Annotated in this window: 21 protein-coding genes; 17 read left to right on the top strand and 4 right to left on the bottom strand. The window is 38.9% G+C overall.

Annotated features, from left to right (window positions below; translation table 11 throughout):
• Positions 1-298: 298 nt before the first annotated feature.
• From H5183_RS09040 to H5183_RS09000, 9 genes are all read left to right on the top strand, one after another.
• Positions 299-1132, top strand: coding sequence for a MipA/OmpV family protein (locus tag H5183_RS09040; RefSeq protein ID WP_145241294.1), 834 nt, complete (start codon positions 299-301; stop codon positions 1130-1132).
• A gap of 11 nt (positions 1133-1143) precedes the next feature.
• Positions 1144-1575, top strand: a complete 432-nt coding sequence (locus H5183_RS09035; protein ID WP_259397151.1) for a DUF3019 domain-containing protein — start codon at positions 1144-1146, stop codon at positions 1573-1575.
• A 26-nt stretch (positions 1576-1601) separates the two neighbouring features.
• Positions 1602-2291 (top strand): winged helix-turn-helix domain-containing protein, encoded by a 690-nt coding sequence (locus tag H5183_RS09030; RefSeq protein WP_182731507.1) that lies wholly within the window; start codon positions 1602-1604, stop codon positions 2289-2291.
• Between the two features lies 1 nt (position 2292).
• Positions 2293-3585, top strand: coding sequence for an ATP-binding protein (locus H5183_RS09025; RefSeq protein WP_145241298.1), 1293 nt, complete (start codon positions 2293-2295; stop codon positions 3583-3585).
• Between the two features lie 474 nt (positions 3586-4059).
• The gene (locus H5183_RS09020; RefSeq protein ID WP_182731493.1) at positions 4060-5739 is read left to right on the top strand and encodes a phosphoethanolamine transferase; all 1680 of its coding nucleotides are present in this window, start codon (positions 4060-4062) and stop codon (positions 5737-5739) included.
• A complete protein-coding gene (locus H5183_RS09015) occupies positions 5736-7439 on the top strand; it encodes a ShlB/FhaC/HecB family hemolysin secretion/activation protein (protein ID WP_182731492.1) in 1704 nt (567 codons plus the stop codon). Before H5183_RS09020 ends, H5183_RS09015 begins: the two co-directional genes overlap by 4 nt.
• Positions 7440-7468: 29 nt before the next feature.
• Positions 7469-7861, top strand: a complete 393-nt coding sequence (locus tag H5183_RS09010; RefSeq protein WP_145241304.1) for a diacylglycerol kinase — start codon at positions 7469-7471, stop codon at positions 7859-7861.
• 203 nt (positions 7862-8064) lie between these two features.
• A complete protein-coding gene (erpA, locus tag H5183_RS09005) occupies positions 8065-8403 on the top strand; it encodes an iron-sulfur cluster insertion protein ErpA (protein WP_058560150.1) in 339 nt (112 codons plus the stop codon).
• A gap of 885 nt (positions 8404-9288) precedes the next feature.
• On the top strand, positions 9289-9528 hold the full coding sequence (locus tag H5183_RS09000) for a helix-turn-helix domain-containing protein (RefSeq protein ID WP_016708680.1): 240 nt from the start codon (positions 9289-9291) through the stop codon (positions 9526-9528).
• A gap of 66 nt (positions 9529-9594) precedes the next feature.
• On the opposite strand, the gene H5183_RS08995 is transcribed toward H5183_RS09000, so the two are convergent.
• The 4 genes from H5183_RS08995 to H5183_RS08980 are packed head-to-tail and all read right to left on the bottom strand — an operon-like array spanning position 9595 to position 13346.
• Positions 9595-10974 carry an AmpG family muropeptide MFS transporter gene (locus tag H5183_RS08995; RefSeq protein ID WP_182731491.1) on the bottom strand — a complete coding sequence of 460 codons (1380 nt, stop codon included), beginning with the start codon at positions 10972-10974 and terminating at the stop codon, positions 9595-9597.
• A gap of 43 nt (positions 10975-11017) precedes the next feature.
• A complete protein-coding gene (locus H5183_RS08990; protein WP_145241308.1) occupies positions 11018-11638 on the bottom strand; it encodes a peptidylprolyl isomerase in 621 nt (206 codons plus the stop codon).
• A 2-nt stretch (positions 11639-11640) separates the two neighbouring features.
• A complete protein-coding gene (locus H5183_RS08985) occupies positions 11641-12195 on the bottom strand; it encodes a YajG family lipoprotein (protein ID WP_182731490.1) in 555 nt (184 codons plus the stop codon).
• Positions 12196-12197: 2 nt separating this feature from the next.
• Positions 12198-13346, bottom strand: a complete 1149-nt coding sequence (locus H5183_RS08980) for a methyltransferase (RefSeq protein ID WP_145241311.1) — start codon at positions 13344-13346, stop codon at positions 12198-12200.
• A 42-nt stretch (positions 13347-13388) separates the two neighbouring features.
• On the opposite strand from H5183_RS08980, the gene H5183_RS08975 reads away from it, so the two are divergent.
• The 8 genes from H5183_RS08975 (at position 13389) to nqrE (ending at position 20596) form a co-directional block, all read left to right on the top strand.
• Positions 13389-13982, top strand: coding sequence for an alpha-ketoglutarate-dependent dioxygenase AlkB (locus H5183_RS08975; protein WP_182719114.1), 594 nt, complete (start codon positions 13389-13391; stop codon positions 13980-13982).
• A gap of 73 nt (positions 13983-14055) precedes the next feature.
• Positions 14056-14367 carry a BolA family transcriptional regulator gene (locus H5183_RS08970; protein ID WP_145241315.1) on the top strand — a complete coding sequence of 104 codons (312 nt, stop codon included), beginning with the start codon at positions 14056-14058 and terminating at the stop codon, positions 14365-14367.
• 100 nt (positions 14368-14467) lie between these two features.
• Positions 14468-15661 (top strand): enoyl-ACP reductase FabV, encoded by a 1194-nt coding sequence (gene fabV, locus H5183_RS08965; RefSeq protein ID WP_182731489.1) that lies wholly within the window; start codon positions 14468-14470, stop codon positions 15659-15661.
• Positions 15662-16037: 376 nt separating this feature from the next.
• The gene (locus H5183_RS08960) at positions 16038-17381 is read left to right on the top strand and encodes a Na(+)-translocating NADH-quinone reductase subunit A (protein ID WP_145241319.1); all 1344 of its coding nucleotides are present in this window, start codon (positions 16038-16040) and stop codon (positions 17379-17381) included.
• 4 nt (positions 17382-17385) lie between these two features.
• The gene (locus H5183_RS08955) at positions 17386-18588 is read left to right on the top strand and encodes an NADH:ubiquinone reductase (Na(+)-transporting) subunit B (RefSeq protein WP_145241321.1); all 1203 of its coding nucleotides are present in this window, start codon (positions 17386-17388) and stop codon (positions 18586-18588) included.
• Entirely contained in the window at positions 18581-19345 is a 765-nt protein-coding gene (locus tag H5183_RS08950) for a Na(+)-translocating NADH-quinone reductase subunit C (RefSeq protein ID WP_145241323.1), read from the top strand. Before H5183_RS08955 ends, H5183_RS08950 begins: the two co-directional genes overlap by 8 nt.
• Complete coding sequence (locus H5183_RS08945; protein ID WP_145241325.1) at positions 19345-19977, top strand: NADH:ubiquinone reductase (Na(+)-transporting) subunit D; 633 nt, start codon at positions 19345-19347, stop codon at positions 19975-19977. The genes H5183_RS08950 and H5183_RS08945 overlap by 1 nt, the downstream gene beginning before the upstream one ends.
• A gap of 10 nt (positions 19978-19987) precedes the next feature.
• Entirely contained in the window at positions 19988-20596 is a 609-nt protein-coding gene (gene nqrE, locus H5183_RS08940; RefSeq protein ID WP_145241327.1) for an NADH:ubiquinone reductase (Na(+)-transporting) subunit E, read from the top strand.
• The last annotated feature ends 5 nt before the right edge of the window (positions 20597-20601 follow it).

Below are 20601 nucleotides of genomic sequence, written 5' to 3'. Positions count from 1 at the left end.
TATTTTACAGGTCATATTAAAAGTAAAAGTTAGGTCGCAGCTCTATCGATCAGTTATAGCTGCACCGCCATCTTCCTAGCAAAACTTCTTATTAGCTTAATTTAGGTTTATCAATTGTACTTAAGCAATTTTTTAAATTGATTAGATTAACTAGGTTGTTTATTATTTAGGTACTTTTATTTTAGCTAATGTAATCTTAGAGTCTACATTTTGTTACATACTCAGCATCTTGATACGTTTTTTTAGGTATCAAAGAATATAATGGATGGGTGATTAATCAATAAGGAAGTCGGCGTAAATGTATTCACCGCTCAAACACCTACTAGTCGTTATTTTATTATTTTGTTTTTCGTCTTTTAGTTATGCCGCAGACTTAACAAGAGAGATTGGTTTAAATATCGATAAAAGCAGTGAGCCTGAAAATTTTTTTGAAGTCGGTTTAGGACTAAATGCTTTTAATCGTTCAATTATTAATGTTGATGATAAAGAAGATCTTGATATCGGTATCACACTCATCGGAAGTTATAATTGGCATAACTTTTTTGTCGATTTTGCCAACCAAGCGCCTGATTCACTTGTTTTTGGCTACACCGCATACAATAGAGAAAACTGGTCATTCGATGTTATTTTAACAGGACCAGGCTCAGGGTTAAGAAAAAAAGAAAACCAAGTTAATTTTGAAGGTATAGAAGAGCGGGATGTGAACACTATGATCGGAGGTCGATTAACGGGCTACATTGGTGAAAATGTTGTGCAATTGACTCTTAAACAAGGTTTAACGAGCAGAAATGGCGGTGCTGTAGCCTCTGCTCTCATTGGTCGCAACTGGCAAATAAGAAATTTGAACTTTCATAGCATTTTCGCGCTGTCGTTTCGCCAAGCCAAGCTTAATGACTATTATTATGGCGTTTCAGAAGAAGAAGCTGCAAGGACTAATTTTGCAGCATATGACGGCAAATCCTCCCTCAATTTTGATTCATCAATAGGCTTAACTTATCCTATTTCAGAAAACGTATTGCTGCGTGCAGAAGTTTTCTTTGGTTCGGAATTCGGTTACAACGAAAGCCCGCTATTTAGTAAGCAACAAGACTTTTATACTGGTATAAGTTCAAGCATTAGTTATGTATTTTAAGTGGATAAACAATGACGCTAACTAATCAAACAAGCTTAAAGAGTAAACTTATTATTTACTTGGGCTTATTTTTTCTGTTTCAGTTGGCAATGAGTAGTGCATACGCAGCGAACCATTCGCGCAAAGAAAACGAATTACTTGTTACACCTAAGCGTTGTGTTGCACTGCGAAAAGGGCAAACGTGTTATCAGCAGGTTACTTTTAAATGGCATCAAGAAGAGCTTGGCGATTATTGCTTAGTCGAGCTGTCTGAGTTGCGTAACGTAGAATGTTGGACGCAAGTCAACAATGCTGAATTCAGTTTTGATTTTCAATCAGATTCAACTCGTCACTACGCGCTTCGAAAAAGTAAACAGAATAACAATATCGCTACGGTTATTATTACAGTGTCATGGGTATTTGAATCCTCTAAACGGCCTAAATCAAGGTGGAAGTTATTTTGATCGAACAGATAAATCCTCAGCATATAATGTTAGTTGAAGACGATATGTCTTTGGCCGAATGGTTTAGTGATTACTTAACTGAACATGGTTATTTGGTTACTTTAGTTAATCGGGGGGATATGGCGGTTGAATTAATCAAAAGCGATATTCCAGAACTTGTTGTGTTAGATATTATGTTGCCTGTAAAAGATGGTTTTGATGTATGCAAAGAAGTACGTAACTTTTATCATGGGCCTATTTTAATGATGACTGCCCGTGATGATGAAATGGACGAAGTTTTGGGGTTAGAATTAGGGGCTGATGATTATGTAACAAAACCGGTGAAACCACGGGTATTGCTATCTCGAATTAAAGCTTTGTTACGACGCTTAAAAACCCATCATAACACTGCAAATCTAACCGAAAATCATATACAAATTGGTCAGTTGAGTATTGATGCTAATTCTCGTGCTACTAGGCTACACGATCAGCCTGTTGCAATTTCATCTAACGAATTTGATTTACTTTGGTATCTAGCGCAATCTGCAGGTCAAGTTGTTAGCCGTGCGGAGTTGTTTAATCAACTCAGTGGTATTGATTATGACGGGTTTGATCGCCGTGTTGATATTATTGTATCTAGATTAAGAAAAAAGCTTGGTGATGATGCTAATAACCCATGCAGGATCAAAACTGTGTGGGGTAAAGGGTATTTATTTGTAGCAGACGCTTGGTCCTAATGTGAAGAAGCTGATCGTCTCATTAGTCGTCGTAATACTCTCTGCAATTATATTTTTAGGCTGGGGTTTAGATAGTTTTTTTAACGAGTATCAGCATAAAAAAAACACGGATGAATTTAGCCCTTATAGGCAAATAATTAACTCATTAGCAAATACGCTTGAAGAAACGGGTAATCTTGCACAATTTGTAAGCGCCTGGCAACAGCAAAACCAGCAACAACTAACACTAACGCCCATATCTGAATTTCCTTTACCTATTAGTTTGCGAGATAGTTTCAGTCAGGGCCATCCTCTGGTTCTTGAATCTGCTGAGTTGATCACCGTAAATAAGCTATTACAAACTCAGCAACAAGTATTGACGCTCAGTATCCCACAGCAAGGCAAGCAACAAGATAATCTCGCGCTACAAATTATTTTAACAACCATATTTTATTTGGGGGTTTTACTGTGTGCCTTTATTTGGCTTGGCCCTTTAATTAAACGATTACAGCTACTAAGAAATACGGCAAAACGCTTTGGTGAAGGTGATTTCTCTGCTCGTATTAATATTTCAAATTCGTCTTATATAATTGATATTGAAAATGAGTTTAATTTTATGGCGGAGCAGATAAATACTCTAATTAAGGATAACAAATTATTAAGTAACGCGGTGTCACATGATTTACGAACTCCATTAGCTCGATTGCGCTTTGGTATTGAAGCCCTTGGCGAGACGAATAACCCAAAAAACAAAGAAAAGTATGTCCGTCATTTGAGTCGAGATATTCAAGAAATGGAAAATCTCGTTGCCGTTTTACTTAATTACGCCAGTTTAGAGCAGAAAATGATTAAAGTTAAACGCATGCCTCTAAACTTAAATGCTTTGATAAAATCAGCTGTGCGTAACCTTACTTCAAGTGATGCTTGTTCGGTTGCAATGGATATAGCCAAATTAGCCAAGGAAAATATAATCATTGATGGTGATGAGAATTATTTAGCAATGTTAATTAATAATCTACTTTCAAATGCACAGCAATATGCAGCTAAGCACGTGCGGATAACAACACAGCAAACATGTAATAGTGTGAGCATGTGTATTGAAGACGATGGCCCAGGCATTTCAAAAGAAATGCGCGAACACGTATTTAAACCGTTTACCAGAGGTGAAAGCGACACCGTTCAACAAGGTTATGGAATGGGGTTAGCTATTGTTGTTAGAGTTGCCGCATGGCATGGTGGCAAAGTGTCTATTAGTCAATCAGAAGTGTTAGGTGGAGCTAAGTTTAAGGTGGTTTTTAAGCGAGCATCACACTGATTAGACTTAAAAACTCATCGCTGCTAAGTACTGAACTTGAGCTTTCGATAATAAATCTATCATCAGCAGCTATTTTCAACGCGAACTGCGTTGAATTTACTTACAATGGGCGAGCTATTTACGCGTAAATTCGCCTTGTTCTCCCTGAAAACTTCCGGCTGAAGAATAAAAGTATTCATTTTAAATTAATTTATTAGCAAGTATCTTAACCAAAGTTCAGGTTATTTAATTCACATATGGCGTTCCCTTTCTTAAAGTTTCATCATTTTGGCATACTTTGCAAAGAAGATGTTGTATCAGAGTGTCGTAATCAAAGTTAATTATTCCTCATAAATTACCGCAACAAATTTGTACATAAAGCTACATTCTAAAAGTTTTGAACGCACATCCGTACACGTCACAACATCTTCATACAGCTCTGATTTTTTCATCAGGTTAAGCTATTTCCTAACAATGGAATGGGCTAAAAACAAGATGCAAAAAATTACATTTACTTATTTATTATCAAAGTTTTATTCACTAAATGAAACCATGGGGAAAGCTAAAGAGCAACGTATTATCTCTCCTTTTACTTTATTACTCAGCTGCTCAGTATTTATCGTTTTAATGGCAAATACAGTGTTCTTTGACAAACTCAACGCTTTATATTCTTGGCAAGAAAACTTGAGTTTTATTATCTCGTTAAGTCTGTTGCTTTTGAGTCTTATTCTTTTCGTGATGTTTGTTCTTAATATTTTACTACCCACCAAAGTCGTGGTGTTTGTGATGCTATTGATTGCTGCAATGGTTGATTATTATGGCGTTGTATTAGGGGTGTTGGTTGACAAAACGATGATCCAAAATGTTGCTGAAACCAACCTCGCTGAAGCACAAGAAATAATTAATTTAGGATTGTTCAGTCGAGTTATATTTATGGCTATTTTACCCGCGGCTTTATTGTTATTTATACAAGTGAAAAATATCACTTGGTTACAACGACTGCGTCAACAGGCTATCAGTATTACCATGATTATGGTGTTGATCCCCATACTTATCGCGCCGTTTAGTGCGCAATACACCAGTTTTTTTCGTCTACATAAAGAGCTTCGTTATTACACTAATCCTTTATATCCAATTTACTCGGTATTCGATTATTTAGCAGAACAAACCGCATCACTAAACTCGAAACAGTTTATCAGCCTCACGACACAGATAACTAAAAGTAGCAGCACGCGAAAACCTAAATTAATGATTTTAGTGGTCGGTGAAGCAGTAAGGGCTGACCACCTCAGTTTAAATGGTTATTCACGCGACACTACGCCAAATATGTCAAAGCAAGCGGGACTCATTAATTTTAGCCAAGTGAGTTCCTGCGGTACGTCAACAGCAGTGTCTGTGCCTTGTATGTTTTCATTTTTTGGTCGTGATGATTTTACTGTGAGCAAAGCTAAGTATACTCAAAACGTTCTTGATGTACTCGCTGCAAGTTCAGTGAGAGTAAGCTGGCGTGACAACAACTCTAGCTCAAAGGGTGTTGCCGATAGGCTGATGTATCAAAACTATCGCAGTTCAGAGGTTAATACAGTATGTGATGTGGAATGCCGTGACGTTGGCATGTTGGTTAATTTACAGCAATACGTTGATCAACACACCCAAGACACCGTTATTGTTTTACACCAAATGGGTAATCACGGGCCTGCTTATTTTAAACGTTACCCGAACGAGTTTGAGTTTTTTACACCTGCTTGCCAATCAGCAGAGTTATCAGAGTGCAGTCAGCACGAAATAATTAATGCATATGACAATGCAATCCGTTATACAGATTATTTTTTAGCTGAAGTGATCAAGCTTCTGCAAGCCAATTCTGTGCAATATAACACCGCTATGCTGTATGTCAGTGATCATGGTGAGTCACTTGGTGAAAACGGGCTTTATTTACATGGTATGCCTTATGCTTTTGCGCCCGATGCACAAACACATGTCCCTATTATTTCTTGGTTTTCAGCTCCTTATATTGATATTGAAAAAACTAAAGCACATCAGGATGACGCTTATTCACATGACACCATTGCGAATACTCTACTGACCTTTTTTGAAGTTAATACCAACATTGCTGATGAGTTTAAAGTAACCCCGCCTCTTTTTTATCTAAAGCCGAAGGGGGACGATAAATGAACACTATAAAATTGTCTCAACAGTTGCACCATAGTAAGTTTAATATAGGTAATGAGCTAAGATCTCGATTTAAAAAGCTAATCAATCAAGGAATTAAAGCCAGCTTTATAGCGTTTTTTATTAATAGCTTTACTGTAAGTGGTCAGGAAGTTGAGTGCGCGTCAAAAGCTGATAGTGAAGAGTCTGTTACGATAGATAAGCTCACACTTATTAGCCATCCTGTATTTGATGAGAGTCAACCAGACAGCTTATATCTGCACAGTTTAGCTAACTGGTTACATATTAATACCCAACAGCATGTTGTGGAAAAGCTACTTCCTTTTACTCAGGCTGACGTTATTTCTAGAGCGCAGTTTGCTGAGACTGAGCGCATACTTAATCAGTATTCGTTTTTGCGTAAAAGTCGAGTTAGCTTGATTGAGGATTGCGAGAGTCAGCAAGAAAATGAGCTTAAAGTTGAAACGTGGGATACTTGGTCACTAGTGCCTTATATTAGTTTTGGTCGTCGTGCCGGCAATAATAAATATGCTTTTGGTTTTAAAGAAGATAATTTCTTAGGCTTAGGGGTTCATGCAGGTGTGCAATATAAAAAAGACCACCTGCGATCAGGCTATCAAGTTGCTTTTAGTATGCCGCTTAGTTTTCCTAAACAATCAACTGTTGAACTTGAATTTGCTGATAATGATGATGGACAAAAAACCTACCTTGCTTATTCAAAGCCCTTTTATCAGCAATCATCTAAGCAGCAACATTTGGCGTCAATACTCAAAGAAAATCGTCGTGACAGTATTTATCAAAATGGTGAGCTTGCATGGCAATTCTCTCATGAAGTTGAGCAGTCTACTTTAGCTTTCGGGCATTTAATAACTCAGCATCGATTAGGAGCGGTGCGAATGCATTTAGGGATCAACAAAGAGTTACATCGTTTTACAAGTTTGGATAGCGCGATATTAGCCGAATTACCTTCAGATAGAAGGTTCACCTTCCCTTGGATAGGTTTGGAATATAGCCAAGCAGATTATCAGATTTTCTCTAACATTCGCTTTATCGATCATCGTGAGGATATTAATTTAGGCTGGCAGTTAATAAGCAAAATAGGTGTAGATATTAGCTCATTAAATACTGATGAAAGCCAAGGTGTTCACCTTGAAAATATTTTATCCAAAGGTATGCAATGGCAAAACACGCTAATGCTGTTTTCTACAAATTACAAAGCTTATTGGCAGAGGGAGCAACCTGATCACCAACAAGTAGCAGCAGAGTTTGAATTGTATCAATACCTAACACCTCGTTGGGCCGGTTACTTTAAAGCGCAATGGCAAGCAGAAAAAAATCAATATCTTGATATACCGCTTGCTTTAGGTGGAGACACCGGAGTTCGTGGTTATGCAGAGCAATATCAACATGGTGAGCATTTATGGTCAGCAAGCGCCGAGCTGCGTTATAACCCCCATTGGGAGTTATATCAGTTGGTGAATGTTGCATGGGCAGCATTTGTCGATAGCGGTAAGGCTTGGGGGCAAACACCAGCAATTAATAGTACTGATACAACCTTACAGAGTATCGGTATTGGTGCAAGGTTGTTTTCATCTCATTCAAGTGAAGGCAATGTTGTTCATATGGATATTATTAAACCTCTTACGATGGGCCCTAATGTTGATAGTTGGCAGTGGCGGGTGCAAGTAAAACAAAGTCTTTAAATTCATTTTAACTATAATTAGGAATAACGATGAAAAACGTAATCAGTAGTGTAAATAAGCCTAATGGTAAAGGGATAAATCGAATTATTAAAGCCACACATTGCTCTTATAAGGGGTTTATAGCTGCATGGCAATATGAATCAGCATTTAGGCAGGAGTTTGTAATGGCTATAATATTACTACCATTTGCTATCATCTTGTCATCTTCGATAAGTCATTTATTTTTATTGATCAGTAGCTTAGTGTTCATTTTATTTGCCGAAATAATCAACTCGGCTGTTGAAGCGCTTGCTGATGCAGTTACGCTAGATCACAATATACTCATTGGTCGAGCGAAAGACCTTGGCTCAGCAGCAGTATTTATATCGTTAAGTATATTTACTACCGTATGGGGCTATGCCATCTATAGCTACCCATTTTGATACCAAAAAAGTATTAAAGTAGTAAATTAAAACCGCGCTTTTTCTGCTGATTGTGCTCGTTGCCATTATTCTGTTGTCAGGCTTAATTGGTATGAGATTTTAAATGTGCATATCGCGTCAAAGCTTAGTAAGTAAACGCTATACTTGATTAAAACACTCGGGTATTAGATAATCAAAACAATGTAGGTATAGAGGGTTATGGTATGTCAGAAGAATTACCCATTAAGTTCAGCGATGCAGCTGCTGTTCGCGTTAAACAGTTAATCGACGAAGAAGAAAATCCAGATCTAAAACTGCGTGTTTATGTAACAGGCGGAGGTTGTTCAGGTTTCCAATATGGTTTTACTTTTGATGAAAAAGCAAACCCAGGCGATTTAGAAATTGTAAAAAATGGCGTAACCTTAGTGGTTGACCCAATGAGTATTCAATATTTAGTTGATGGTGAGGTGGATTACACCGAAGGACTTGAAGGCGCACGCTTTTTTGTTTCCAATCCCAATGCAACTACCACCTGCGGGTGTGGCGCTAGTTTCAGCGTTTAAAGCAATTGATTAAAGCCGCAGCTAGCGGCTTTTTTATTACCTAAGACATCTTATTATCTAAAATTACTGCGTAGCTATTATTTCATTAAATGAAACCGATTTCGTAATGATTTTTAACGCGGGCAAAAAGTAGCTGAACAGCTTACTGAAGTATTCCCCACTCAATAATAATCCTCCTTAAAAACAAGGTCTAGTTCCGCGTAGCAAGATTAAAATACTTACGTGAGTTCATACAATTATTCAGAGTTAATACTTCTAGATTATTGTCATTAATAGATGCTGTTGCTGGTGGCCTGAGCTTTGTACCTTATGTGGCTTTAGCCGTTATTTCTTGTTTATAGATGCTAATTGAACGTCAAATTGGCTTGCTTTAGGCTAAGTCACTCATTTATGTAGGGTGAGTGACTTGGAGCATTAGAATAAAAAAACCTAACACTATTGCAGAAAACGCTAAAATATATATAAAGCCTTTCTTACCTTGTTTGATCGGAACGCCATTTGCTTTAAGAAAAAAATACCAAACTAAGCAGAGGATAATGGGTAGTAAAAACAATAATCTGAACATAAACGCTTGCTCCTAACAATAAAGGGACAGTTAATAATGTAACTATTTAATTTATAAGTCAAAAATAATTAATCATAAAAAAGGTTTATTTAAATTAATTATTTGTTACATTAAAAAGGAACTAATTATAGAACGCGCGTTTTGTTGTGACTTTAACAATAAAGCTGCTCATCTATAATAGCTGATTCCTTAAATGGGGACTCAGCTGAAATTAGTTATTTCACATGAGTCTGAATAGTATATAATGTATCCAAGAGTGAGACGGGCAAATTTCACTCTTAATTAATTAACTTTAAATCATCTAGTAGGAGATGTTTTTTATGATGGGTAAAACAGTTTCTTCTGAAGAAAACTCAAAACTAACCAAGTGGCTTAAAACTAAGCGTCACGAGAAAGGTCACACAATGCGAAGCCTTGCTCAAGTACTTGGTACACCACATTCATTTATTGGCAAAATTGAAAACCAAGAGCGCCGTTTAGACGTAATTGAATTTTTACGTTATTGTGATGCATTAGAAGTCGACCCATATGAAGGTTTAGGCTTATTAAAAGAAGACTAATATTTAGTTTCTTTTTGTAAGCGCAGGGAAGCGCTCTCATTGATGTGAAATGATTTCTTTCCCTTATTAATTCCTACCGTGATAACTATTTTCTAATTCATACAATTTATGCCGAATAAGATATAAGAATATGAGTGATGGTATTACCATCAGGGCAGTCAAAATAAAAAATAACGACCAATTTCCACCTAACCAATCATCAATCACCACACCGCTATAACTTGAAAGTAAGGTTCGTCCTAAATTTCCCAATGACGCTAATAAAGCATAATGTGTTGCGCTAAAAGCGCGATCACATAGCATAGATATAAATGCTACCATAGCAACTAATGACCATGCTTGAGTAAAGCCATCGACGACAATTGCCATTGCGTATAAGTGTTCTTGCGGGCCTGCGAGAGCGATCCAAGAAAACATTAAGTTAGAAGCAGCCATTGCCACACCGCTAATAAACAAACCTTTAACGATGCCGTACTTGTGATTAAAAATACTGCCTAAAAATGCGAACACAATGGTGATAAGCCCCGTGCCGAGCTTTGAATAGTTTGCTATTTGAGTATTTGAAAAGCCGACTTCTTTATAAAACACAATCGACATACGGGCCAGAAATGCTTCACCAATTTTAAATAAAAAGATAAAAGCGAGCAGCGCAAGTGCAGTCTTCACGCCATTACGCGCGAAGAATGTTTTAAAAGGATCAAGTACAGTAACAGCCAACCATGCCGCAACTTTAGTTAATTGTGTTTGCTTACCAAGCGCCAGTTTTTGCCGATAAATACGTTCTAGTTCTGCATGTACAACTTCGCGGTTAGATTCAGGTTCTTTTGCCCAAAATACACAACTCATAAGTAATAACATCACAATAGCTAAAAAGTAATACACTTGTGGCCAGTCAATACCTGGCATATCTGCCATATAAAACGGGATAGCACCTAGCAGAGCATAACCGCTCCACCAACCAGAAGTAGCCATTGCTGCTGCTGCGGTTGCCTTATGGCTTTCGTTTTCACTGAGGGTATCGATACGAAAAGCATCAATAGCAATATCTTGAGTCGCTGAGGCGATAGCAATTAATAAGCACAACGCAGCTGCGATGGCTAAATGCGCGGTGATATCTAATCCTGCCAGTAAAATAACTCCTAGCAAAATAAAGCATTGGCAAAATAGTATCCAACTACGGCGCTGGCCTAGCCAGTTATATAGCAACGGCAGTTTTATTCTATCGACTAAGGGTGACCATAAAAAATTAATGCTGTAAGCACCAAATACAATGCCAAATAAGCCAATCATGCTGCGACTGAGGCCTTCATCTTTTAGCCACGCAGACATCACGGAGCCTATGAGGACCCAAGGAAAACCGCTGCTCATACCAAAAATAAACACATTTATAAGTCGTTTATCTTTAAAGTACGAAAAATATTCTGATACCGACAAGCTTTTAGTCATAACGCCTTCATTGGCAATAGCGGTTTGGCCGCTATTTTTATTGTTATAGTGGGGTTGGCTCTAATACAGTTATATTTAAAATAACAACCGGGGTTTTTGGTACAAAGTCATAACCAATTTTTTCATTAAATCCCGTTTCAACTTGCATGATTTTATCAAGCGTTTCGTAGCCTTCCATTACCATACCGAACACGGCAAAGCCCCAGTCTTTACCTGGGTTTAGGTGGTCGTTATTGTCCATGTTAAAGAAAAACTGACGAGTACCAGAATGAGGTTGACGATCTTGATAGGCCATGGCGATACTGTACATATCGTTTTTTGAACCGTTACCGCTTTCATTAAAGATAGGTTCGCCTTCATAAACCCCGTCATATTCTTTATCGTAGCCACCGCCTTGAATGACAAAGTCTCGGTCGTTTTCTACATCACGTTCAACACGATGAAATACGGTGCCTTTATAGCTGCCATCCATCACATAAGTTAAAAAATTATTGACGGTGATAGGGGCTTTTGAGCGATCCATCTCGACTATGATTTTCCCCATTGTGGTAGTTATTTCAACTCGTGGGAACATATTGTTTTTTTGCACAAAGCGTCCTTCGGTCGCTGCCATTGCGGTTTGGCTAAGTTGCACTAATATAAATAATAAAAATAGACGTTTCATGGTTAACCTTCTAAAAATGCGAGTAATTCAGGGTCTGATACCATGCGGGTAATTAACTGCTCAGTCAACTTATTGAGTTGTCCTTCAATTTTTGCTCTATCGTGACCTAGTGGTCCTTCAAGGCTTGCATTACCACGGTAAATTTTACTGAAGTTACTATCGCTGCGAATAACACGCACACCTAATTCAATCTTTGCATTGCTGGTATGCGACATCATTTTTTCAGTAACTACGGCTTGCAGTGTATGAATATCAACTTCAAAACGAGTAGTCGCAAGATTTGAAATGCTTGCACCGTTTCGGCTAAGAGCGCTATCAAGGGCACTTTTAATTGATTCAGTAAGGCCTTGGCTGGCAATTGTTTGGGTTTTGTCTGAGGTTATTAATTTTAATGTTGCTGGGTCACCTCTAAGATCAATAACACTGGTACTTAAACTTTGATTAATTGAGCTTAATTTGCCACCTTGATAGAGCGGATTTAAGATCAATTGATTAGGCTGACTACTGCAAGCCGACAGTGATAATAAAGCACAACAAGGTAAAACATATTTCATCATAGCTATAGCATTCCATTATTTTTAGTGGCACTTAATACTACAAACTTTTTATTTGAACCAAGTAATTCACAATTGCCAAACATACGTTTTAGTTTGTCATGGTAGTCCAGGTGGCGGTTACCAATAATACGTAATTCTCCGCCATTTTTTAATGTGTCTTTGGCTTGTTTAAACATTTGCCATGCAATGTGATCTGTCACGGCTTGTGCTTGGTGAAAAGGCGGATTACATAACACTACATCGACACTTTCACGTTCAAAGCCCGTTAAGCAATCATTTTCAATAAAGCGGCATTGCTCAAACTTATCTTCCATATTGAGCTCTACAGTTAATCGTGCTGATTCAACCGCCATATATGATTCGTCCACAAAGGTAACTTCAGCGTTAGGGCAGCGTGCGAGTGTCATCAAACCCACCACACCATTACCGCAACCTAGATCAATAATACTTTTTGCTTTATTGGTTTGTGGTAAAAAGTCAAAAAAGAACCGTGCACCAATGTCCAGAGAATCCCGCGAGAACACATTGGCGTGATTACTAATGGTAAAATCAGTGCCTTCAAGAGGCCAATTAACAGGAAAATCAGCAGCTTTATAACCACCTTCCGCTTGGCTAATAATTAGGCGAGATTTTTTCACTGCTAAACTAGTTTTAGTTTCACCAATAAATTGCTCGAAAGCTTTAATTGTTGAATTATGTACATCTTTGGTTTTTGCTGCGCCAATAACCGGAGTGCCAGGTGCGAGTACTTCGCTGAGCTCAGATAATTGATATTGCAAGAAGCCCAATGTGCGTGGCACTTTTAAAATAACTAAATCAACGTGTTCAGGCAAAGCCGATAAGCTATCTAGCTGGCTAAATGCGGTGGTTGGTATTTTATTTTCTGCTAAGTTGTAAGCCGCCGCTTGGTGGCTAATATAAGAATCGTTTACTGAACAAACCGTTAATTGTTGTTTACTAAAATAACAAGACAAGGCTCCAAAACTATCATTTAAAATCAGCAAAGAGCGACAATCAGGATAATGTTCAGTAACATAGTCAATTAGGTACTCGTCTGCTGAATCCCAAGCTTGTAAGCTACGGTTTTTTTGATCCAAAGGAAAACGTTCAAGAGTAAATGTTTTATCGCCGAACTGTGCTTGCGTGGTCATAATAGTTAGTGATCAGTAATCAAATGATAGGTAAATTCTAACATGCAACGGCAAAAGGCCAACCCCCATATGTTACCAAATGGCTTTTACTACCAAGCAAAAGCGTTAAGTGCGCAAAAAAGTCTCGATTTATTCTACTATTTACGCGACTCACTGACTTGGCAGCAACCAAAAACGACCGTGTTTGGGAAAACGAACCCCATTCCACGTATGCAATGTTTTATTGCTGATGCTGGTGTACGTTACGGTTATTCTGGTTCGACATTAAATGTTGAACCATGGCCTGATGTATTAGATGCCATGCGACTACGATTAAATAAACAATTTGATGTTGGATTTAATGCCTTATTAGTTAACTTATACCGTGATGGGAATGATTGCATGGGCTGGCACGCCGATGATGAAGCAGAACTTGGCCATGAGCCTATTATTGTATCGATTTCATTAGGGGCTGAACGAGTATTTAAAATAAAACATAAAGTAACCAAGGAAGTCACTTCGCTTACGTTACACAGCGGGAGTTGCTTGGTTATGAATGGACTTAGCCAGCAACAATATCTACATGCGCTTCCTAAACAAACACGTTTGGCACACCCTCGAATCAACTTAACTTTTCGAACAATTTTTCAAAAATGAATATTTGTTGGCCTTTATAGTAGTGGCCTTGATATAGTAAGCACATAAATAACCAGTAAAATATGAGTGTTTTATGTCAATGCAACAACAGATTGAAAGCAAGTTAGCTGATGCGATTGCGTGTAAGCACCTTAATGTGGTGAACGAAAGCCATATGCATAGTCGTGGTAGCGATTCACACTTTAAAGTAATTGTAGTAAGTGAAGAGTTTAGCGGTAAACGTTTATTGCAACGCCATCGTCAAATTAATGAAGTGCTAAAAGATGAGTTAGCGAATCATATTCATGCATTGGCTATCCATACTTTTACTCCTGATGAATTTACAGAGCAAAGTGGTCAGGTTGCTGACTCACCGACTTGTTTAGGTGGCTCTAAATTAGATTAGCGGCAAGGTCTGAGAGTACACAAAACTCATCAGACCTGTATTTTTACAATTAGCCTTTAAACTAGCGCTAATTTTTATTGAGATAAATATAGGATGATCAATGGTCATTAAGCCTAAAATTCGCGGTTTCATTTGTACTAACGCCCACCCAGTAGGTTGTGCAGAGCACGTACAAGAACAAATTAACTATGTAAAACAACAAGGCGCATTAAAAAAAGCCCCTAAAAATGTATTAGTTATTGGTGCTTCAACTGGCTATGGCCTTGCATCTCGTATTACTGCTGCATTTGGTGGCGGTGCTAAAACTTTAGGTATTTTCTTCGAAAAAGAAGGTACTGAGCGTAAAACCGGTTCTGCAGGTTGGTATAATACTGCTGCATTTCAAGCGGCCGCAGACGCTGAAGGTTTATGGTCAAAAAATATTAATGGCGATGCGTTCTCTAACGAAATCAAACAAAAAGCGATTGATACAATTAAAGCGGATTTAGGCAAAGTAGACCTAGTTATATACAGCCTTGCATCGCCGCGTCGAACTGATCCAAATACCGGCGAAGTTTACTCATCAACGCTTAAGCCAATTGGTAACTCAGTTACGACTAAAAACTTAAACACCTCAAAACGTGAAATTGATGCTATTACTGTAGAAGCTGCAAACCAAGATGATATTGATAACACTATTAAGGTGATGGGCGGCGAAGACTGGGAAATGTGGATTGATGCATTAAAAGAGGCTGATGTACTAGCTGATAACTTTAAAACCAGTGCTTATACTTATATCGGTAAAGAACTAACATGGCCAATTTACGGTCACGCGACTATTGGTAAAGCGAAAGAAGATTTAGATCGCGCAACCGTAGCAATCAAAGAATCAACTAAAGCATTAAACGGTGAAGCTTATGTATCATCATTAAATGCAGTGGTCACCCAAGCAAGTTCTGCAATTCCTATTATGCCGCTTTATATTTCAGCGCTATTTAAAGTAATGAAAGCGGATGGGACCTATGAAGGCACGATCGAGCAAATTCACGCGTTATTTACTGAGAACCTTTATGGAGACTCACCACGCTTTGATGACGGCGGTCATTTATTCCAAAACTACAAAGAGCTGGAAGATGATGTACAAGCGCGTATTCAAACTGTGTGGGACAGCGTAACCACAGAAACAATAGACGAATTAACTGATTACGTGGGTTACCACAATGAGTTTTTACGTTTATTTGGGTTTGGTATTGATGCTGTTGATTATGAACAAGATGTCGATCCAGTTGCCGCTATAGCTAACATGATTGATTAATTCAGCCATGTTTATTTGAAAAGTCGCTATGGCGACTTTTTTTATTGATAAATTTTACTTTATCGTTATTTAGCGGATTAATTTCCATCCCACCTCGCAAGCAATAGCACTTTGGTCTATATTGAATTTTATTCAAATGCGGCTAATAGGTTAAATAACTGCTCCTGTCGTATAAATTTCATAATTACACTCGCATAGTGACCCTGATTGATGTTAAAATTCGGGCAATATATGTGAGGAATTTTACTGCGTTGCTTGTTTTGTAATTTAAACAGGCGGTTCTTCGTTATCTTGAATTTGGCTTAGGGTTATCAAGAAAAGCGACGTGGTCGGTACGATTTTTCAGTTTCTTTCCGTTAATGTAGTGCAAGTGCGTATGATCAACATAAAAAAAGGTCTGGACTTACCCATAGAGGGCGCGCCTCAGCAAGTTATTCATGATGGTTCTACCGTCAAACGTGTAGCTGTGCTAGGTGAAGAGTTTATTGGTATGCGTCCAACCATGCATGTTCGTGTGGATGACCAAGTTAAAAAAGGCCAGGTACTTTTTGAAGACAAAAAGAACCCAGGTGTATTATTTACTGCTCCAGCTGCTGGTACAGTAAAAGAAATTAATCGTGGTGCAAAACGTGTGCTGCAATCTGTCGTTATTGAAATAAACGGCAGTGAGCAAATCACCTTTGACGCTTTCTCGACTGAGCAACTTTCGAGTCTCGATCGTGAAAAAGCCAAAGAAGTACTGATCCAGTCAGGTCAATGGACAGCATTACGTGCTCGTCCATTCAGCAAAGTAGCAGCTGTGGATGCAAATCCTAGCTCGATCTTTGTGACGGCTATCGACACTAACCCTCTTGCTGCAGATCCTGCAGTGATTATTGCTGAAAATGTACAAGCATTTGAAGCAGGTTTAGCTGTAGTATCACGTCTGACCGATGGTAAGGTATTTGTTTGTAAACAAGCAGGTAGCCAAGTACCTAGCTCATCAATTCCTCAAGTAGAAGTACATGAGTTTGGTGGCGTACATCCGGCTGGCCTTGTTGGCACACATATCCATCACTTAGATCCAGTATCGGTAAGCAAGCAAGTTTGGCATATCGGTTACCAAGACGTTATTGCCTTTGGTCACTTATTCCTAACTGGTGAAATTAGCACAGACCGTGTGATTTCTCTTGCTGGTCCGCGTGTTAAAAACCCACGTTTAGTGAAAACTCAACTGGGTGCTGCTTTAGATGATTTAGTTGCAGGCGAATTAGAAGACGGCGATAACCGTGTTATCTCTGGCTCTGTTTTAGCGGGCGCTACTTCACAAGGTCCTCAAGCATTCTTAGGTCGTTACCACATTCAAGTATCGGTATTACTTGAAGGTCGCGAAAAAGAGTTGTTTGGTTGGATTGCTCCAGGCACAGATAAATTCTCTGTAACACGTACTTTCTTATCACACCTAACACCGAGTCGTTTATTTAAAATGACAACGTCAACAGGTGGTTCAAAACGTGCCATGGTACCACTTGGTAGCTATGAGCGTGTTATGCCTTTAGATATTTTGCCAACGCCTTTATTACGTGACTTAATTGCCCGTGATTTGGATAGTGCAATTTCATTAGGGGCGCTTGAACTTGATGAAGAAGATTTAGCGTTATGTACCTTCGTTTGTCCAGGCAAATACGAGTATGGTTCAATCCTACGCGATTGCTTGACTACGATCGAGAAGGAAGGCTAGAGAGATGGGTTTAAAGAAATTTCTAGAAGATATCGAGCCGCATTTTGAAGCCGGTGGTAAACATGAAAAGTTTTATGCGCTGTATGAAGCAGCTGCAACTATTTTTTATACCCCTGGTCACGTAAATAAAGGCGCGACACACGTTCGTGATAACATCGACCTAAAACGCATGATGATTTTAGTGTGGATGGCGACGTTCCCTGCAATGTTTTTTGGTATGTTCAATATCGGTCATCAGGCCGCTGGTGCATTAGCACAAGGTTTTGAACTAGCAAATTCTTGGCAAGTTGGCCTGTTCCAGATATTTGGTGGTGAATTAACTGCTGAATCCGGCTGGGGCGCTAAAATGTTTTATGGCGCATGTTTCTTCCTACCTATTTACGCAGTTACATTTGCTGTAGGTGGTTTCTGGGAAGTTATATTTGCTTCAGTGCGTAAGCATGAAATTAACGAAGGTTTCTTCGTAACGTCTGTGTTATTCGCGCTTATCCTACCTGCAACCATTCCTTTATGGCAAGTTGCACTAGGTATTACATTCGGTGTAGTAATCGCTAAAGAAATCTTTGGTGGTACTGGTCGTAACTTCTTAAACCCTGCATTAGCGGGTCGTGCGTTTTTATTCTTCGCATACCCTGCACAAATTTCAGGTGACACAGTATGGACAGCAGTAGATTCATTCTCTGGTGCAACTATGCTAGGTCAAGCGTTTGTTGGTTCACTTGATTACAGCAACATGGCTCTTTGGTGGGATGCGTTTTATGGTTTCATTCAAGGTTCAGTAGGTGAGACATCTACACTTGCATTGCTAGTTGGTGGCTTATTCCTCATTTACGTACGTATTGCTTCATGGCGCATCGTGCTAGGTGTGTTCTTGGGTATGGTGGCAACAGCATTCTTATTAAACGCTGTTGGTTCTGATACTAACCCAGTATTTGCAATGCCTTGGCATTGGCACTTTGTACTTGGTGGTTTTGCTTTTGGTATGTTCTTTATGGCGACAGACCCTGTGTCTGCAGCATTTACTGACAAAGCAAAGTTCGCATATGGCGCACTAATTGGTGTGATGGTAGTAATGATCCGTGTAATTAACCCTGCATTCCCTGAGGGTATGATGCTAGCAATCTTATTTGCTAACTTATTCGCACCATTGTTCGATCACTTCGTAGTGCAAGCTAATATCAAGCGGAGGTTGGCACGTAATGTCTAGTAATAACGAATCAATCGGCAAAACGCTAAGCGTTGTTGTAGCACTATGTTTAGTGTGTGCAATCATCGTATCGTTTGCTTCAGTTCAGCTTCGCCCTTTACAGCAAGCTAACAAAACGCAAGATATTCAAAAAAATATCTTGGCAGCTGCGGGCATTGATGTGTCTGGTTCTGTATCAGAAACTTTTAAAGCTAAGATCGAAACTCGCCTAGTTAATATGGAAACAGGTGAGTCTCAAACTGGCGAAGCAGTTCAGGCTAAAATCGACGCTTTCGATTTTGAAAAAAGCAAGTTTGATCAAAAAATTAGCTTTGCATTAAAAGCAGAGGGCATTAAGGATATCGCTGGTATTCAGCGTATGACTCATGAGTCTCCTGCATATATCTCGAAAAAAGCAGACGGTTCTACAGATGCTATCATTTTACCAATCCAAGGTTATGGCCTTTGGGGTATTATGTATGGTTTCTTAGCGCTTGAAAGCGATGGCGAGACAATTAAAGATATTAACTTTTATAAGCACGGTGAAACACCAGGTCTAGGTGGGGAAATTCAAAATCCACAATGGACTGCTAAATGGGGTGGCAAAGAGCTACCTATTGATGTAGTAAAAAGCGGCGCTAAAAATGATCATCAAATTGATGGTTTATCTGGTGCAACTTTAACTTCAAATGGTGTTGATCACACAGTTGACTTTTGGACTGGCGAAAACGGCTTTGGTCCTTTCCTTGCGAGAGTACGTGAAGGAGCGTTGAAATAATGGCTGATACTAAAGAAATGAAGTCGGTCCTATTTGGTCCGGTACTGGCAAACAACCCAATCGCATTACAAGTACTTGGTATTTGTTCTGCGCTTGCGGTAACGTCGAGCTTAAAAAATGCTTTAATCATGTCAATCGCATTGACCTTGGTAACAGCGTTCTCAAGCTTCTTTATCTCAATTATTCGTAACCAGATCCCGTCATCTGTACGTATTATCGTGCAAATGACCATTATTGCATCATTGGTAATCGTTGTTGACCAAGTATTACAAGCCTTCTCTTATGCTACGGCGAAAGAGTTGTCTGTATTCGTTGGTCTAATCATTACTAACTGTATCGTAATGGGTCGTGCAGAAGCATACGCAATGAAGTCGCCGCCAGTAATGTCGTTCCTTGATGGTATCGGTAATGGCTTAGGTTACTCAGTAGTGTTACTGACTGTTGGCTTTATTCGTGAACTATTTGGTAAAGGGTCATTATTTGGTGTTGAAATCATCCCTCTTGTACAAGATGGTGGTTGGTATCAACCTATGGGTCTATTGATTTTACCGCCTAGTGCATTCTTCATCATTGGTTTATTCATTTGGGTACTTCGTACTTATAAGAAAGACCAAGTAGAAGCGAAAGGGTAAGGGGCAGACTGTGGAACATTATATTAGTTTATTCGTAAAAGCAGTTTTCATTGAAAACTTAGCTTTGGCCTTCTTCCTAGGTATGTGTACTTTCCTTGCAGTATCAAAGAAAGTTACAACGTCTATCGGTCTAGGTGTGGCAGTTATCGTGGTACTGGGTATCTCAGTACCAGTTAACAACTTGGTTTATCATGCGGTTCTTGCACCTGGTGCACTTGAGTGGCTTGGTTATCCTGACGCGGATCTTAGCTTTTTACGTTTCTTGACGTTTATCGGTGTTATTGCGGCACTTGTACAAATTCTTGAAATGGCATTAGATAAGTTCTTCCCAGCACTTTATAACGCGTTAGGTATCTTCCTACCATTGATCACAGTTAACTGTGCAATCTTTGGTGCGGTATCTTTCATGGTTGAACGTAACTATAACTTCACTGAATCAGTGGTTTATGGTATCGGTTCTGGTGTGGGTTGGGCGCTAGCAATTACTTTGCTTGCTGGTATCCGTGAGAAAATGAAATATTCAGACGTGCCAGACGGCTTACGTGGTTTAGGTATTACCTTTATCACTGTTGGCTTGATGGGTCTTGGCTTTATGTCATTCTCTGGCATTTCACTTTAATAGGT

Source organism: Pseudoalteromonas sp. SR44-8 (assembly GCF_014163635.1).
Lineage (GTDB): Bacteria > Pseudomonadota > Gammaproteobacteria > Enterobacterales > Alteromonadaceae > Pseudoalteromonas > Pseudoalteromonas rhizosphaerae.
Note: the sequence above shows the minus strand (reverse complement) of the source record. Positions and strands in the feature narration are given on the sequence as shown.

What these genes read in the sequence shown, in the direction of transcription:
- H5183_RS09000 (WP_016708680.1), top strand. Translation starts at nt 9,289, where the DNA reads ATGATGGGTAAAACAGTTTCTTCTGAAGAAAACTCAAAACTAACCAAG.
- H5183_RS08995 (WP_182731491.1), bottom strand. Translation starts at nt 10,974, where the DNA reads ATGACTAAAAGCTTGTCGGTATCAGAATATTTTTCGTACTTTAAAGAT.
- H5183_RS08970 (WP_145241315.1), top strand. Translation starts at nt 14,056, where the DNA reads ATGTCAATGCAACAACAGATTGAAAGCAAGTTAGCTGATGCGATTGCG.
- H5183_RS09020 (WP_182731493.1), top strand. Translation starts at nt 4,060, where the DNA reads ATGCAAAAAATTACATTTACTTATTTATTATCAAAGTTTTATTCACTA.
- H5183_RS08975 (WP_182719114.1), top strand. Translation starts at nt 13,389, where the DNA reads ATGCAACGGCAAAAGGCCAACCCCCATATGTTACCAAATGGCTTTTAC.
- H5183_RS09015 (WP_182731492.1), top strand. Translation starts at nt 5,736, where the DNA reads ATGAACACTATAAAATTGTCTCAACAGTTGCACCATAGTAAGTTTAAT.
- H5183_RS08990 (WP_145241308.1), bottom strand. Translation starts at nt 11,638, where the DNA reads ATGAAACGTCTATTTTTATTATTTATATTAGTGCAACTTAGCCAAACC.
- H5183_RS08950 (WP_145241323.1), top strand. Translation starts at nt 18,581, where the DNA reads ATGTCTAGTAATAACGAATCAATCGGCAAAACGCTAAGCGTTGTTGTA.
- H5183_RS09035 (WP_259397151.1), top strand. Translation starts at nt 1,144, where the DNA reads ATGACGCTAACTAATCAAACAAGCTTAAAGAGTAAACTTATTATTTAC.
- H5183_RS08955 (WP_145241321.1), top strand. Translation starts at nt 17,386, where the DNA reads ATGGGTTTAAAGAAATTTCTAGAAGATATCGAGCCGCATTTTGAAGCC.
- fabV (WP_182731489.1), top strand. Translation starts at nt 14,468, where the DNA reads ATGGTCATTAAGCCTAAAATTCGCGGTTTCATTTGTACTAACGCCCAC.
- H5183_RS09040 (WP_145241294.1), top strand. Translation starts at nt 299, where the DNA reads ATGTATTCACCGCTCAAACACCTACTAGTCGTTATTTTATTATTTTGT.
- erpA (WP_058560150.1), top strand. Translation starts at nt 8,065, where the DNA reads ATGTCAGAAGAATTACCCATTAAGTTCAGCGATGCAGCTGCTGTTCGC.
- H5183_RS08980 (WP_145241311.1), bottom strand. Translation starts at nt 13,346, where the DNA reads ATGACCACGCAAGCACAGTTCGGCGATAAAACATTTACTCTTGAACGT.
- H5183_RS09030 (WP_182731507.1), top strand. Translation starts at nt 1,602, where the DNA reads ATGTTAGTTGAAGACGATATGTCTTTGGCCGAATGGTTTAGTGATTAC.
- H5183_RS08985 (WP_182731490.1), bottom strand. Translation starts at nt 12,195, where the DNA reads ATGATGAAATATGTTTTACCTTGTTGTGCTTTATTATCACTGTCGGCT.
- H5183_RS08960 (WP_145241319.1), top strand. Translation starts at nt 16,038, where the DNA reads ATGATCAACATAAAAAAAGGTCTGGACTTACCCATAGAGGGCGCGCCT.
- H5183_RS08945 (WP_145241325.1), top strand. Translation starts at nt 19,345, where the DNA reads ATGGCTGATACTAAAGAAATGAAGTCGGTCCTATTTGGTCCGGTACTG.
- H5183_RS09010 (WP_145241304.1), top strand. Translation starts at nt 7,469, where the DNA reads ATGAAAAACGTAATCAGTAGTGTAAATAAGCCTAATGGTAAAGGGATA.